General features: G+C 41.6%; 15 protein-coding genes and 1 other annotated feature. Of the genes, 13 read left to right on the forward strand and 2 right to left on the reverse strand.

From position 1 onward, the window contains the following. Window position 1 precedes the first annotated feature (1 nt). The 4 genes from INT76_RS00385 (at window position 2) to INT76_RS00400 (ending at window position 3797) form a co-directional block, all read left to right on the forward strand. A complete protein-coding gene (locus INT76_RS00385) occupies window positions 2-346 on the forward strand; it encodes a DUF2304 domain-containing protein (RefSeq protein WP_212570979.1) in 345 nt (114 codons plus the stop codon). Next, on the forward strand, window positions 343-1590 hold the full coding sequence (locus tag INT76_RS00390; protein WP_212570981.1) for a lipopolysaccharide biosynthesis protein: 1248 nt from the start codon (window positions 343-345) through the stop codon (window positions 1588-1590). The genes INT76_RS00385 and INT76_RS00390 overlap by 4 nt, the downstream gene beginning before the upstream one ends. A 1-nt stretch (window position 1591) precedes the next feature. Then, a complete protein-coding gene (locus tag INT76_RS00395; protein ID WP_212570983.1) occupies window positions 1592-3085 on the forward strand; it encodes a DUF2142 domain-containing protein in 1494 nt (497 codons plus the stop codon). 223 nt (window positions 3086-3308) lie between these two features. Beyond that, window positions 3309-3797, forward strand: coding sequence for an EbsA family protein (locus tag INT76_RS00400; RefSeq protein WP_212570985.1), 489 nt, complete (start codon window positions 3309-3311; stop codon window positions 3795-3797). On the opposite strand, the gene INT76_RS00405 is transcribed toward INT76_RS00400, so the two are convergent. After that, on the reverse strand, window positions 3786-3980 hold the full coding sequence (locus INT76_RS00405) for a ferredoxin (protein ID WP_212570987.1): 195 nt from the start codon (window positions 3978-3980) through the stop codon (window positions 3786-3788). The genes INT76_RS00400 and INT76_RS00405 overlap by 12 nt on opposite strands. 49 nt (window positions 3981-4029) lie before the next feature. On the opposite strand from INT76_RS00405, the gene INT76_RS00410 reads away from it, so the two are divergent. The 6 genes from INT76_RS00410 to INT76_RS00435 all read left to right on the forward strand — a co-directional run bounded on the left by INT76_RS00410 (window position 4030) and on the right by INT76_RS00435 (window position 7964). Beyond that, complete coding sequence (locus INT76_RS00410) at window positions 4030-4524, forward strand: SAG1386/EF1546 family surface-associated protein (RefSeq protein WP_212570988.1); 495 nt, start codon at window positions 4030-4032, stop codon at window positions 4522-4524. A gap of 9 nt (window positions 4525-4533) precedes the next feature. Further along, the gene (gene cmk, locus INT76_RS00415) at window positions 4534-5211 is read left to right on the forward strand and encodes a (d)CMP kinase (RefSeq protein WP_212570990.1); all 678 of its coding nucleotides are present in this window, start codon (window positions 4534-4536) and stop codon (window positions 5209-5211) included. 26 nt (window positions 5212-5237) lie between these two features. Continuing rightward, window positions 5238-5367: a sequence feature (ribosomal protein L20 leader region), on the forward strand. 15 nt (window positions 5368-5382) lie between these two features. Next, window positions 5383-5913 (forward strand): translation initiation factor IF-3, encoded by a 531-nt coding sequence (gene infC, locus INT76_RS00420; RefSeq protein ID WP_212570992.1) that lies wholly within the window; start codon window positions 5383-5385, stop codon window positions 5911-5913. 26 nt (window positions 5914-5939) lie between these two features. Next, on the forward strand, window positions 5940-6140 hold the full coding sequence (gene rpmI / locus INT76_RS00425; RefSeq protein ID WP_012027223.1) for a 50S ribosomal protein L35: 201 nt from the start codon (window positions 5940-5942) through the stop codon (window positions 6138-6140). 42 nt (window positions 6141-6182) lie between these two features. Further along, on the forward strand, window positions 6183-6542 hold the full coding sequence (gene rplT / locus INT76_RS00430; protein ID WP_000124834.1) for a 50S ribosomal protein L20: 360 nt from the start codon (window positions 6183-6185) through the stop codon (window positions 6540-6542). A gap of 73 nt (window positions 6543-6615) precedes the next feature. After that, a protein-coding gene (locus tag INT76_RS00435; protein WP_212569952.1) for an IS3 family transposase occupies window positions 6616-7964 on the forward strand; the annotation gives its coding sequence in 2 pieces (ribosomal slippage) (window positions 6616-7066 and window positions 7066-7964; 1350 coding nt in all). Window positions 7965-8163: 199 nt separating this feature from the next. Here the strand turns inward: INT76_RS00435 and INT76_RS00440 are convergent. Further along, on the reverse strand, window positions 8164-10317 hold the full coding sequence (locus tag INT76_RS00440) for an LTA synthase family protein (protein ID WP_212570994.1): 2154 nt from the start codon (window positions 10315-10317) through the stop codon (window positions 8164-8166). A gap of 123 nt (window positions 10318-10440) precedes the next feature. On the opposite strand from INT76_RS00440, the gene INT76_RS00445 reads away from it, so the two are divergent. Genes INT76_RS00445 through aroC form a run of 3 tightly spaced genes read left to right on the forward strand, consistent with a single transcriptional unit; the run spans window position 10441 to window position 13443 of the window. Continuing rightward, window positions 10441-11604, forward strand: coding sequence for a class I SAM-dependent rRNA methyltransferase (locus INT76_RS00445; protein ID WP_282960497.1), 1164 nt, complete (start codon window positions 10441-10443; stop codon window positions 11602-11604). After that, window positions 11601-12275 (forward strand): type I 3-dehydroquinate dehydratase, encoded by a 675-nt coding sequence (aroD, locus tag INT76_RS00450; protein WP_212570998.1) that lies wholly within the window; start codon window positions 11601-11603, stop codon window positions 12273-12275. Before INT76_RS00445 ends, aroD begins: the two co-directional genes overlap by 4 nt. Window position 12276: 1 nt before the next feature. Continuing rightward, entirely contained in the window at window positions 12277-13443 is a 1167-nt protein-coding gene (aroC, locus tag INT76_RS00455; RefSeq protein ID WP_212571000.1) for a chorismate synthase, read from the forward strand. Window positions 13444-13448 lie beyond the last annotated feature (5 nt).

The raw sequence follows: 13448 nt of genomic DNA on the forward strand, positions 1-13448 counted from the left end.
TATGACACTTGGTTTGCAGCTTATTTTGGTACTTGTTGCTATTTCAACTAGCTTTGTGATTCTGCGCAGTATTAGAAAGTCTAATCTTCAGATTGAAGAAAGTTTCTTTTGGCTCTTGTTTGCCTTGCTACTATTTCTTTTTTCTCTCTTTCCTTGGGTCGTTATCTATTTTGCAGAATTGATTGGTTTTCAATCGCCAGCCAACTTTGTTTTCTTGTTCATTATTTTCTTGTTGATTGTCAATCAGTACCGTTTGACCAAGAAGGTCTCTAAAAATGAAATTAAATTGAGAAGTTTGATTCAGCACATTGCCTTGTCAGAACAAGAGAGAGAGCGCGACAAATGATGAAAACCTCAAATGCCAGACAAAATTTTTTGTGGAACTTGTTGGGAAGTCTTTCCACGGCAGCCGTTTCCGTTTTGTTACTAATGGTTGTATCGCGTTTGCTATCCCGTAATGAGGCAGATGTCTTTGCCTTTTCCTATTCGCTGGGCCATCTCTTGCTGGTTATTGGATGGTTTCAAATGCGCAATTATCAGGCGACAGATATTAAGGAGAAGTACAGTTTCCCAGACTACTTTCAGTCAAGACTCCTAACCTGTGGACTGATGATTGTGGCGGCAGTTATCTACCTTGTTTGGCAGCAATTCGATGCCTATAAAGCGACCATTATTCTCCTTGTGGCTCTTTATCGGATGACAGATGCCTTTTCAGATGTTTTCCAGGGGTTTTTTCAGCAAAAAGAACGCTTGGATTTGGCAGGGAAATCCCTCTTTTTCCGCAATATCTTGGTTTTTCTGGTCTTTACGGGAACCCTGATTCTAACGAATAACTTAACAGTTGCACTTGTTCTTGTTTGTTTGGTATCTTCTATCTTCATTGTTTTCTACGATATCCGCTATTCCTTTCAGATGGAAAGATGGATGCATCCTTCAGATAAAAAAGGCAGCCCCTTCTCGTCTGCCCTTGTTCTGTTGAAAGAAGTGTTTCCGTTTTTTATCAATGGTTTTCTTTTGAACTATATTTACAATAGTCCCAAATACGCCTTGGATAGCCAATTAGAACTCGGAAAAGTAGCAGAAGGGGTACAGACAGATTTTAACATTTTGTTTATGCCGGCCTTCGTTATGAATCTACTGATGCTCTTTTTCAGGCCCATGATCACCCAGATGGCTATTTACTATTTCAATGATGAGCAGGAAAAGTTTAAGAGATTACAGTACAAGATTCTTCTCTTTTTGGCGGGTGCTAGTTTGGTTGTCTTAGTAGGAGCATGGCTGTTAGGAATCCCTGTTTTAAATCTCTTATATGGTGTAAAATTAGATCATTATCAGTCTGTCCTAATGCTACTCATGTTGGGAGGAGTGCTAAGTAGTTTTGCGACAGCATTTGATAATATTTTGACAGTACTAAGAAAGCAAAATCTTTTGCTAGTTTCTTATATTCTGGCATTTACCTGCTCTCTACTAGTTACGAGCCCTCTTGTTTCCCATTATGCTATTTTCGGTGCTGGCTTAGCCTATGTAGTGACCATGGCTATATGGCTAATTAGCTCCCTAGCACTTTATCTTTATACGAAAAGGAAATGATATGCAAATCGTCCAATTAGTTTTCAACAAGATAAGAAATCAGTATTTTTCCTATGCTCTGTTTACTTTTGTATTTATTTTGATGTATACGGTCTACGCCCAGAGCATGCCATGGAAAATATTGCTTGTTCTCTTTACGGTAGGGGTCGTCTTATTGACCTTCAAGCCCAAAAAGCTGGAATACGCAACGGCACTGATTATTATCGTAACAGGAGTTATGTCGGCTTATCTGAGTCCCAATAACGATATCCCTGACGAGCCCGTTCATTACCAAAGAAGTCTGTTTCTCTCAGAAGGAGATATGAACTTGTCCAATGACAAGAACCAGCTACTTGAGTCAGAAGATTACGATAAGATCGACAAGGAATTTCGTGTTCCCTTGATGATTAGTCAGTTAGTTGGAATAGAACCAAGTGAAAAAGAAATCCCCAATGAGCGTCTGACAGTGACAAATGCCTATTACATTTTTGGCTATCTACCACAGGCTATTGGATTAAAAATCGGGAATAGCTTAGACATCAGCGTCATATTGAGCTATTTTCTAGGTAGAGTTTTTAATGTATTCGTTTATGCGCTTTTAGTCTTTTTTGCTATCCGATTTGCTGGAAAAATGGGACAAGTAATAGCAGTGGCCAGCTTAATCCCGATGAATGTCTATCTGGCAGGCTCTTATAATCAAGATGCCTTCAGTTTAGGGGTTATTCTGTTGTTACTGGGTCTGTTTTGTCATTTTTATCAGACAGAAAAGAAGATTGGTCTAGGGAAAGTTCTATTATTTATAGTCCTATCTGCCCTTCTTATCACACTGAAACTCCCCTTTCTCTTGCTCTTAGGATTGCTAATCTTTGTTCCAAATGAGAAGTTTGATAGTGGGCCAGTTCCTATCTGGCTTATTAAAGGCTTAGCTATCTTGTTTGTGGCCCTGTTAGCTGTATTTTGGATGCGAACCTATTCGCAAATCATCAATGTGAACTTTAACGACGTTGAGTTTTTGAAAGACGTTAATCCAAAGGAACAGCTGCTATCCATCCTCTCCCAGCCAGTGGTGTATGGAAAGGTTCTCGTCGGAGAAACCCTTATGCGTGTCCTCAATCCAGCTAATATTCATCTATATGGCTGGCTAGCTTACGGCCCGACCTTCCTCATCAGCTACACCCTTCTTTTCTTCTTCTTGGTTATAATGAATAATGCCAATAAGATACGCTTCAACATCTTTGGTAGGCTCTCTCTGCTTCTGATAGGTCTGGCTCTCACGATGGGGATTGTTCTTGCGATGTATCTGTCTTGGACCCCGGTCGGTTCACAAACAGTTCTGGGAATACAAGATCGCTATGTCTTAGGGATTATTCCACTCTTTCTAATTTTTCTGACAGCGAATACGAAGTTTTTTGAAAAATTTCAAGATTTTCTTTCTGAGGAATTGGTATTAAATATTTCAATTTGTTTTATCTATACCATGTTACTCAGCACAGTCTTCACCTATTATAATTTCTAAATCAGTCACACAATCTACAAAATAGAACGGCTCAAAACCATGATGTTAACGATTCTGGTTTTGAGCCGTTTTTGTGAATAAGGTTGGTAGCCAAGAAGAAGAGGCAACTGTCATCTGATTGAGATTTTCCTGTTATGAAAATGCAATAAAAGTTTCAAAACTTCATAAACTTTTCATAGGCTTTTTATGGGTTTTGTGCTAGAATAGATGAAGGAGGAATGAGATGATTAAACTATTTGGTAAAATTCGATACCATTGGCAACCGGAGTTGTCATGGGCGATCATTTACTGGTCTTTAGCCATTACTCCCATTTTTATTGGTATGTCCCTTGTATATGAAAGGGCTCGTATTTCAAATACGATTTTTATTTTATTTTTCCTCTTTATCTTTTTATTTGGTATCGGTCTGCACCGCTATTTTGAGATTAAAGAGGATCACCTGCTGATTGCATCAGCCAATCCTTTTGTAACGAGGCGTTTGCCAATTGCCTCTATCAAAAAAATAGAGGTCACCTACCTCTACATTCGCATTTGTGCCCCAGAATTTTCCAAGGGGAAAGTATTCTATATGCGTAAATGGCCAAAAAAATACTTTGTTAACGCTTTGGCCCTCAACCCCAACTTTAAAGGGGAGATTGAGCTGATTGACCACCTGATAAAACAAGATTATTTTGAAGAATACTACTCAGACAAAGCCAAATCAGTCCGCTAGGATAGCCTTGGTTGGGCAGGATTTAGCAGCCTTCAAAATGGACGGATCATCAGGGAAGTTAGCTTCCAGTCCAGGACGGTCTGCAAACAGAACAATGCCATTATCATCGTAATCAAAGATAGTGGAGTAGGTTTGGCAGAGTCCGCAGGCAATGCATTTTTCAGGGTCAAGTTTTATTTTCATAGTGTTATTGTAATCGTATTTAAGAAAAAAGACAAGGAGAAAGCAACGGATGACACAAGAACCATGGAATGAAGAAATCTATCAAGAAGCTGAAGAAAAATCTGAAACAGAAACTAGTCGGAAGAGCCGTAAGTTAAAAGGAGATATTCATACCCGTATATTTACAGTTTTAGCGGTCATTTTTCTTATTATTGTCTTGGTAATCACCATTATTGCGCTCTACTTATCTAATGGAGGCAGCACAACGAACTCTAGCCAAGAATTCCACAACCCATCTGCTAGTACGACAGAAGTTGTTGAAGGTTCCTCTGCTGCTGAGGCAACGACAGAAGTAAGCTCAGCGGATGAGACAACGACTAGCTCAAGTTTGACAGAGGCCACAGACGGTTCCACGCTGGTGGTTCAAGAAGGTGAGGGAGAAGCGTCTATTGCCGCTCGTGCTGGTATTTCTATTGCAGAATTGGAACGCTTGAATCCAGAAAAAATGACTGGTCCTGGTGGCACTTGGTGGGCAAATCCAGGTGATGTAGTACGAATTAGATAGAGAGGAATTATGAAATCCATTCAAATTGCGATTGATGGTCCCGCATCAAGCGGGAAATCAACCGTTGCAAAAATCATTGCTAAGAATCTTGGTTATACCTACTTAGATACAGGAGCCATGTATCGCTCGGCTACCTTTTTAGCTCTACGGCATGGGCTGACTATGACAGATGAACAGGCCATAGTGGCTCTCTTGGAGGAATATCCTATCCGATTTGACCGTAGCCACACGGGGGAGCAACTGGTCTTTGTGGGAGAAACAGATGTTACTCTCCCGATTCGTGACAATGAAGTCACCAACAATGTATCTGTCGTGGCAGCTCTGCCTCTAGTGCGTGAAAAACTAGTTGCCATGCAGCAAGAAATTGCCCGCTCAGGCGGTATCGTCATGGATGGTCGGGATATTGGAACAGTCGTTTTGCCTCATGCAGAATTGAAGATTTTCCTCATTGCATCGGTAGAAGAACGAGCTCTTCGCCGCTATAAAGAAAATCAGGAAAAAGGAATTGAAACAGACCTCGACACCCTTAAGGAAGAGATTGCAGCGCGTGACTATAAGGATAGCAACAGAGCAGTTTCTCCACTAAAGGCGGCTGAAGATGCCATTACTTTCGATACAACTGGCGTAACAATCGATGGTGTAGTGGACTTTATTTCAAAAAAAACGAAAGAAATCCTTGACAAGTAGGTCAAGACTTGATATACTAGTCACATTGAGAAAAGCAGAAGTGAGAGCTTCTCGCCTTGCGACTAACGTTGTCTGGCCCTACGGATTAAGATTTCTTCGGAAAGATAAGGATGTAGTGCGGACTTGTGTAGAGCAGGTCCGCTTTGTTTTTCTCGAAAAAAATAAAATGAGGTGAAAGCCATAGCAAAGCAAGATTTGTTCATCAATGATGAAATTCGTGTTCGTGAAGTTCGTCTTATCGGTCTCGACGGTGAACAGTTGGGGATCAAACCCCTCAACGAGGCTCAGGCGATAGCTGATAATGCTAATGTTGATTTAGTGTTAATTCAACCGCAAGCTAAACCACCTGTTGCGAAAATTATGGACTATGGTAAGTTCAAATTTGAGTACCAGAAGAAGCAGAAAGAGCAGCGCAAAAAACAAAGTGTTGTCACTGTGAAAGAAGTTCGTCTCAGTCCGACTATTGATAAGGGAGATTTTGAGACCAAGCTTCGTAATGCCCGTAAGTTCCTGGAAAAAGGAAACAAGGTTAAGGTATCCATCCGCTTTAAGGGTCGGATGATTACCCATAAGGAAGTTGGAGCGAAAGTATTGGCTGAGTTCGCTGAAGCAACTCAGGATATTGCCATTATCGAACAGCGAGCGAAGATGGACGGTCGTCAAATGTTTATGCAGTTGGCCCCAGCTTCAGACAAAAAATAAGCTTATTAAGCAAAAGGAGAATTAAAATGCCAAAACAAAAAACTCACCGCGCATCAGCAAAACGTTTCAAACGTACAGGTTCTGGTGGATTGAAACGCTTCCGCGCTTATACTTCTCACCGTTTCCATGGTAAAACTAAGAAACAACGTCGTCACCTTCGTAAAGCAGGTATGGTACATGCTGGTGACTTCAAGCGTATCAAATCAATGCTTACAGGTTTGAAATAAGCCGACTACTAGAATTTAGATTATTATTTGGAGGAAATATAAATGGCACGTGTTAAAGGTGGCGTTGTTTCACGCAAACGCCGTAAACGTATTTTAAAACTAGCTAAAGGTTACTATGGAGCTAAACACATCTTGTTCCGCACAGCGAAAGAACAAGTGATGAACTCATACTACTACGCATACCGCGATCGTCGTCAGAAGAAACGCGACTTCCGCAAATTGTGGATTACTCGTATCAACGCGGCTGCTCGTATGAACGGTTTGTCTTACTCACAATTGATGCACGGTTTGAAATTGGCAGAAATCGAAGTAAACCGCAAAATGCTTGCTGATTTGGCAGTAAACGATGCTGCGGCATTTACAGCACTTGCTGATGCAGCAAAAGCAAAACTTGGTAAATAATTCTAAAAGAGCTAGCCTTGTGAACTGCACCCCCAAAGTTAGACAAAAAATCTAACTTTGGGGGTGTTTTTCTATGAAATTAAGTTACGAAGATAAACTAACGATTTATCAAATGAAGCAAGCTGGCTATTCTTGGTCGCAAATTAGTCAAACCTATAATATCACCGTATCTAATCTTCGCTATATGGTACAACTCATGGATAAATATGGTCCAGAGATTGTCCGTAAGGGAAAAAACAGGTACTACTCACCAGACTTAAAACAAGAAATGATTGACCAAGTTCTCTTAAATGGTTACTCACAACTGGAGGTTTCTTTAAACTATGCCTTGCCAAATCAAGGTATGCTTCCAAATTGGATAGCACAATATAAGAAAAATGGGTATACTATTGTTGAGAAACAACGAGGGAGACCTGCCAAAATGAGACGTAAACCAAAGAAAAAACTTGAGGAGATGACCGAGTTAGAACGTCTCCAACATGAACTAGAGTATCTTAGAGCGGAGAATGCTGTGCTAAAAAAGCTGAGAGAATACCGATTGAGGGACGAAGCAAAGCTCAAAGAGCAACAGAAATCATTCGAGGACTAATTACTGAATTTCCCTTATCGCTATTATTGGCTATCTTAAAGCTAGCTCGCTCAACTTATTATTATCAGCTTAAGCGATTATCAAAGGAAGATAATAATAGTGAGTTAAAAGAGATGATTCAAGCCATCTATACTGAACACAAAGGGCGTTATGGCTATCGCAGAATTCATCTTGAGTTACGCAATCGTGGCTATCGGATTAATCACAAGAAGATTCAGCGCTTGATGAGAGACTTGGGATTAAAGGCAAGGATACGGACTAAACGTCGCTATAATTCCTACAAGGGAGAAGTTGGCAAGAAAGCAGCTAATCTCATCAATCGTCAGTTTAGTGCCTCTCAACCACTTAGAAAGTGCTACACTGATGTCACGGAGTTTTCGATTCCTGCTAGTCATCAGAAATTGTATCTATCACCAGTTCTTGATGGCTATAACAGTGAAATTATCGCTTATAATCTATCAACATCACCGAATTTAAAACAATTAAGAGATATGCTTGAGGAAGCCTTTCCTAAGCAAGATTATCAAGGGGCTATTCTTCATAGTGACCAAGGCTGGCAGTATCAACACAGCTACTATCACCAGTTTCTAAAGGAACACAACATGAAACCGTCTATGTCTCGTAAGGGTAATAGCTTAGATAATGGGATGATGGAATCTTTCTTTGGCACACTTAAGACAGAGATGTTTTATGGATTTGAGAAGAGTTTTCGATCACTAGACCAGTTGAAACAAGCTATTTCAGATTATATTGATTACTACAACAACAGACGTATCAAACTAACATTAAAAGGACTGAGCCCTGTACAATACAGAACTCAATCCTTCACTTAAAATATACTGTCTAACTTTTTGGGGTCACTTCATTGGGTTAGTTCTTTTTTAGCATAGAAAAATGAGTCTGGGCAAGAAACTAAACATTTACCCTTCCGGTCAAAATTTGAACAATAAAAAATAGCTTAGAAGCAACGTTTTTGATGACGAAATTCTAAGATATTTTCTATTTTTAGGACTTTTTGCTCAGCCTCTTTCTTTACTGTCCAGAAGAGCTTGTACTAGTAGAAGTATCCGTTCCAGTTGTGCCGTTGAGTTCTTGATAACTAGGGGCTTTGAAGAGATCGACGGTGGATTTGTTCCCATTTTGACTATACAGGCTAGTTGACTGACTGCCTAGTTCTTTCTCGATAGCGAGTTCTGCCTCTAAAGAATCAATGTAAGAAAACTTACTTGCATCCAGAGGGGGTAGGCCGTTGTCAAGGAAGCGGATTAAATCACCTGTTTGGATGGCATCACTAGCTTTCAACTGGGCACTCGCAGCCTCACGAATGGCTTCGACCTCTGCTAGAGTGCTTTCATCCGGGTTAGTGATTTCAAGTCCAGTTTCTGTATAGTAGAGTTTGCCAGCGTAACTGGTATACTTTGGAGTAATAAAGGTTCCAGAAGTCCGCATGGCAACAATTTGATCATTTTCTGGAGAAAGAAGATCCTGTCCGACTTGGAGATAATTGTCAGCCTTAATTCCTAGTAGGTGTTCTAGGGTTGGCAGGGCATCGATTTCTCCGCCATAGGTATCAAAAATGCCACCGTTAGTCATTCCAGGAACCACAATCATATAAGGAACCCGTTGCAACATAGCATTTTCATAATCGGACCAGGTTTCAGAATCCTTTCCAATAAGCGGTGCTAAATCAGGGTTTCTGGAATTGGAGATGCCGTAGTGGTCACCGTAAAGAACAATGACTGACTTTTCATAGAGCCCAGTCGCTTTGAGGTAGTCAAAGAAGGCTTTGACAGAGGAATCTAAGTAGTTCGCGGTAGCAAAGTAGCCGTTGATGGTTTCGTCATCGGTATCAGCCAGAGGAAAACCAATTTCATCTCCAATCAAACTAGTTGTATAAGGGTAGTGGTTGGAAACTGTGATGAACTTGGCATAGAAAGGTTGTTGCATATGTTCGAGGTACTCAATTGAGTCTGCGAACATGATCTTATCATTCAGACCGTACTGGAAGGAGTTCTCTTCTGTTTGTTCGGTAAAGTAAGACTGATCAAAGAAGTAGTTGTATCCCCATTGTTTGTAGGTATTATTGCGGTTCCAAAAGCTACCTGCATTACCATGGAAGACTGCAGATGTGTAGCCGCCCAGCTGGTCTAAAATATGTGGAGCAGCCTGTTGGGTGTTGGTGCCACCATACTGCACCATGAAGGAGCCTTGGTTGAGGCCGAAAAGGGAGGTTTCAATCATGGTTTCGGCGTCAGAGGTTTTACCGGCTTTAACTTGGTTGAAGAAATTAGAGAAAGAAAGGGTAGAGTTTGAATGATAGAGGGAATTGAGGAAAGGAGTGACTTCATAGTCAAGACCGTCAACCTGTAATTTATAATCAATAACAAATTGTTGAAGACTTTCAAGGTGAATATAGATGACATTGCGCCCTTTGGCAATACCAAAATACTGGTCGTTAGGAGTAGCGTAGTGCTGGCTGATGTATTCTTGTACAGGAACCAGATCTTCTGCTGTTGCACCAGAGCGATCCCTGTGGGCGTTATAGGTCTGGTTGGCATTGTAGCCAAGGAAAGCTGGCAGTCCAAGAGCACGAACGATGTAGGTATTGGAGAATCCACGAGATAGAAGTTCAGGTCGGTCAATTTCTGCCAGAAAGAGATTGACAGAAAAGAGCATGATAGAAAAGGCCGTGATGGCAAAACTTGCTCGTTTGTTGAATGGACGCTGGTCGGTCACTATTTTTTTGCGAACGGCAAGGAAAATCAACACAATGAAGTCTAGGAAATAAACCAAATCCCATACTCGAAATAGTTTCAGCGCAGCTTCTCCCAAACCAGCAGACACACTGGAGGTGGCCATTATGGTTGAGATGGAGATGTAGTCAGAAAACTCACGATAGTAGATGGCATTGGAAAAAAGCCATGCGAAAAGCAGAAGGTAGATGAAGCTGGCTAACCCGTAAAACACCTTGGTGTTTTTGATATAAAGCGCTAAACCAATCAGTAAAAGTGCAGTAGGAATAGGATTGAGAACAGCGATAAAGTTTTGGTAGAAGCCCTTGGTATCTAGGTTAAAATCCACGAAATATGCCCAAAGGGTCTTTAGCCAGTAGATGGTTAACAAGGTGAAGACAAAACCAATCCTTGTTTTCATGACTCGTGGCAGCAGTTCTTTTAGTTTTTTCACGAAAGGTTCCTCGTACTGTCATAGAATATAAAATCTTCAGTCCATTATACCATAATTTTAAAATATCCATGAACTGTAGAAGTTTTTTTGAGATATAAGCTGAAATTTGATATAATGGAATGTATGAATATGCTGAAAGTTAGCCGTTTTGCGGCCAAAAAGATTCGACAAGGAATCTGCTTATTGGATAGTCGTGATTTTGGACAGGTGCCCATGGACAATCAGCCGGTATCCTTAATGACGGAGCAGGGTGATTACCTTGGTCAAGCCTATCTTTCTCAACAAAATAAGGGAATTGGCTGGTTCTTCAGCAGAGAGAATGTAGCGTTGGATCAGGATTTTTTTGAGAATCTTTTCCGAAAAGCCATGGTCAAACGTCACTCTTATTTTCAATCGGAGTCAACAACTGCTTTTCGTCTTTTTAATCAAGATGGGGATGGCTTTGGCGGGCTGACGATTGATATATACAATCAATATGCAGTCTTTTCTTGGTATAATTCCTTCGTGTTTTCTATAAAAGATACGATTTTGCAAGCTTTTCGTCAGGTTTTTCCAGCCATTGTGGCTGCCTACGAAAAAATTCGCTTTAAGGGGTTGGATTACGAATCAGCCCACTTATATGGCGAAGAAGCGCCGAGCGAGCTGACAATTTTAGAAAATGGAGTTGCCTATCAGGTTTTTCTGAATGATGGATTGATGACTGGCATTTTCTTAGATCAGCACGACGTTCGTGGAAGCTTGGTGGATGGACTAGCCAGAGGAAAAAGCCTGCTCAATATGTTTTCTTACACAGCAGCATTTTCTATTGCAGCGGCTATGGGCGGTGCCAGTCATACGACCTCTGTTGATTTGGCGAAACGCTCGCGAGAACTCTCGCAAGCTCATTTTAAGGTTAATGGTGTAGACTTAGAACATCATCACTTTGTAGTTATGGATGTTTTTGAGTATTTTAAATATGCTAAGCGCAAAGGACTGACTTTTGATGTGATTGTTTTGGATCCGCCAAGTTTTGCTCGTAACAAAAAGCAGAGCTTCTCAGTAGCTAAGGACTATCACAAGTTGATTGCTCAGTCGCTGGATATTTTAAATCCCGAGGGGCTTATTCTGGCTTCGACCAATGCTTCTAATCTGTCTTTAGAGAAATTTCGTCAGGAGCTAGAAAAGGGGTTCGGTAACCGAAAACACCGTTACTTGACGACCCATCGCCTACCGAGTGATTTTGCATACAATAAAAAAGATGAAAGTAGTAATTACCTCAAGGTCTTTACGATACAGGTACAGAAATGAAAATAGTAGTTCCAATTATGCCTAGGAGTATAGAAGAGGTAGAGGCAATCGACCTTGAACGTTTGGCGGAGGCAGACCTGATTGAGTGGCGAGCAGACTACCTCCCCAAAGAGGAAATCTTGAAAGTGGCTCCGGCTGTTTTTGAGAAATTTTTGGGTTGGGAAGTGATTTTTACCCTACGAACCAGTCGTGAGGGTGGAAAGATTGAACTCACTAACGAAGAATATGTTGGCATTATCAAGGAAGTTGCGGCCCATTATCAGCCTGACTTTATCGATTTTGAATACTATTCCTATCAAGAAGTCTTTGAACAGATGCTAGATTTTCCAAACCTAGTCTTGAGTTACCACAATTTTGAAGAAACACCGGAGAACTATCTGGAAATCATGTCTGAGTTAACCAGCCTATCGCCTGCGGTCGTAAAGATTGCCGTGATGGCTGAAACCGAACAGGATGTGTTAGACATTATGAACTACACCCGCGGTTTTAAAACCCTCAACGCAGAACAGGCCTATGCAACAATTTCTATGGGGGACTTGGGTATTCTTTCACGAATTGCTGGTCAGGTTACGGGTTCTTGTTGGACTTTCGCAAGCTTGGATGAAGCCAGTGCGCCAGGACAAATTTCCTTAGCGACGACAAGAAAGTTCCTAGAAATTTTGGAGAAATAAGATGAGATATTTGACAGCCGGTGAGTCACACGGTCCACGTTTGACAGCCATTATTGAAGGAGTACCTGCGGGACTTTCTATAACAGCAGATGACATCAATGTAGACTTGAAGCGCCGACAAGGCGGCTATGGTCGAGGGGCGCGGATGCAGATTGAAACCGATCAGGTTGAGATTACCTCTGGGGTTCGTCATGGTAAAACGACGGGGGGGCCTATTACCTTGCATGTCATCAATAAGGATCATCAAAAGTGGCTAGAAATTATGGCTGTTGAAGACATTGATGACAAACTAAAGAGCAAGCGCAAAATCACTCGTCCCCGTCCAGGTCATGCAGACCTAGTTGGCGGTATGAAGTATCGCTTTGATGACTTACGCAATTCCTTGGAGCGGTCAAGTGCGCGGGAAACAACCATGCGAGTGGCAGTCGGAGCCCTTGCTAAGCGAATTTTAGCGGAGTTGGACATAGATATTGCCAACCATGTGGTTGTTTTTGGCGGTAAAGAGATTGACATTCCCGAAGGACTAACTGTGGCTGATATTCGCCAACTTGCTTCTCAGTCTGAAGTAGCCGTTGTCAACAGAGAGCGCGAAGAGGAAATCAAGGCCTACATCGATCAGATTAAAAAAGATGGCGATACTATCGGCGGCGTTGTTGAAACGGTTGTTGGTGGTGTTCCAGTCGGTTTGGGCTCCTATGTGCAGTGGGATAAGAAACTAGATGGGAAATTGGCTCAGGCGGTACTCTCCATCAATGCTTTTAAAGGTGTAGAGTTTGGTCTTGGTTTTCAAACCGGCTACCGAAAGGGAAGTCAGGTTATGGATGAAATTACCTGGTCTGAACAAGATGGTTATTCTCGTCGCAGCAACAATCTGGGTGGCTTTGAAGGTGGTATGACCAATGGTCAGCCAATCGTTGTCCGAGGCGTGATGAAACCTATTCCGACACTGTATAAGCCGCTGATGTCTGTCGACATTGAAAGCCATGAGCCTTATGTGGCGACAGTGGAACGGTCTGATCCGACTGCTCTTCCTGCAGCAGGAGTCGTGATGGAGTCTGTTGTGGCAACCGTTCTGGCAACAGAAATCCTAGAGAAATTCTCTTCCGATAATATGGAGGAACTCAAGGAAGCCGTTCGTAGACATCGGGAGTATGTCAAGAATTTTTAGGAGAT

This window comes from Streptococcus oriscaviae, from assembly GCF_018137985.1.
GTDB classification, from domain to species: domain Bacteria; phylum Bacillota; class Bacilli; order Lactobacillales; family Streptococcaceae; genus Streptococcus; species Streptococcus oriscaviae.

Bases quoted from the DNA above. Each gene is read 5' to 3' on its own strand.
- INT76_RS00395 (WP_212570983.1), top strand. From the start codon at position 1,592: ATGCAAATCGTCCAATTAGTTTTCAACAAGATAAGAAATCAGTATTTT.
- rplT (WP_000124834.1), top strand. From the start codon at position 6,183: ATGGCACGTGTTAAAGGTGGCGTTGTTTCACGCAAACGCCGTAAACGT.
- aroC (WP_212571000.1), top strand. From the start codon at position 12,277: ATGAGATATTTGACAGCCGGTGAGTCACACGGTCCACGTTTGACAGCC.
- INT76_RS00400 (WP_212570985.1), top strand. From the start codon at position 3,309: ATGATTAAACTATTTGGTAAAATTCGATACCATTGGCAACCGGAGTTG.
- cmk (WP_212570990.1), top strand. From the start codon at position 4,534: ATGAAATCCATTCAAATTGCGATTGATGGTCCCGCATCAAGCGGGAAA.
- INT76_RS00445 (WP_282960497.1), top strand. From the start codon at position 10,441: ATGAATATGCTGAAAGTTAGCCGTTTTGCGGCCAAAAAGATTCGACAA.
- INT76_RS00390 (WP_212570981.1), top strand. From the start codon at position 343: ATGATGAAAACCTCAAATGCCAGACAAAATTTTTTGTGGAACTTGTTG.
- aroD (WP_212570998.1), top strand. From the start codon at position 11,601: ATGAAAATAGTAGTTCCAATTATGCCTAGGAGTATAGAAGAGGTAGAG.
- INT76_RS00385 (WP_212570979.1), top strand. From the start codon at position 2: ATGACACTTGGTTTGCAGCTTATTTTGGTACTTGTTGCTATTTCAACT.
- INT76_RS00405 (WP_212570987.1), bottom strand. From the start codon at position 3,980: ATGAAAATAAAACTTGACCCTGAAAAATGCATTGCCTGCGGACTCTGC.
- INT76_RS00410 (WP_212570988.1), top strand. From the start codon at position 4,030: ATGACACAAGAACCATGGAATGAAGAAATCTATCAAGAAGCTGAAGAA.
- rpmI (WP_012027223.1), top strand. From the start codon at position 5,940: ATGCCAAAACAAAAAACTCACCGCGCATCAGCAAAACGTTTCAAACGT.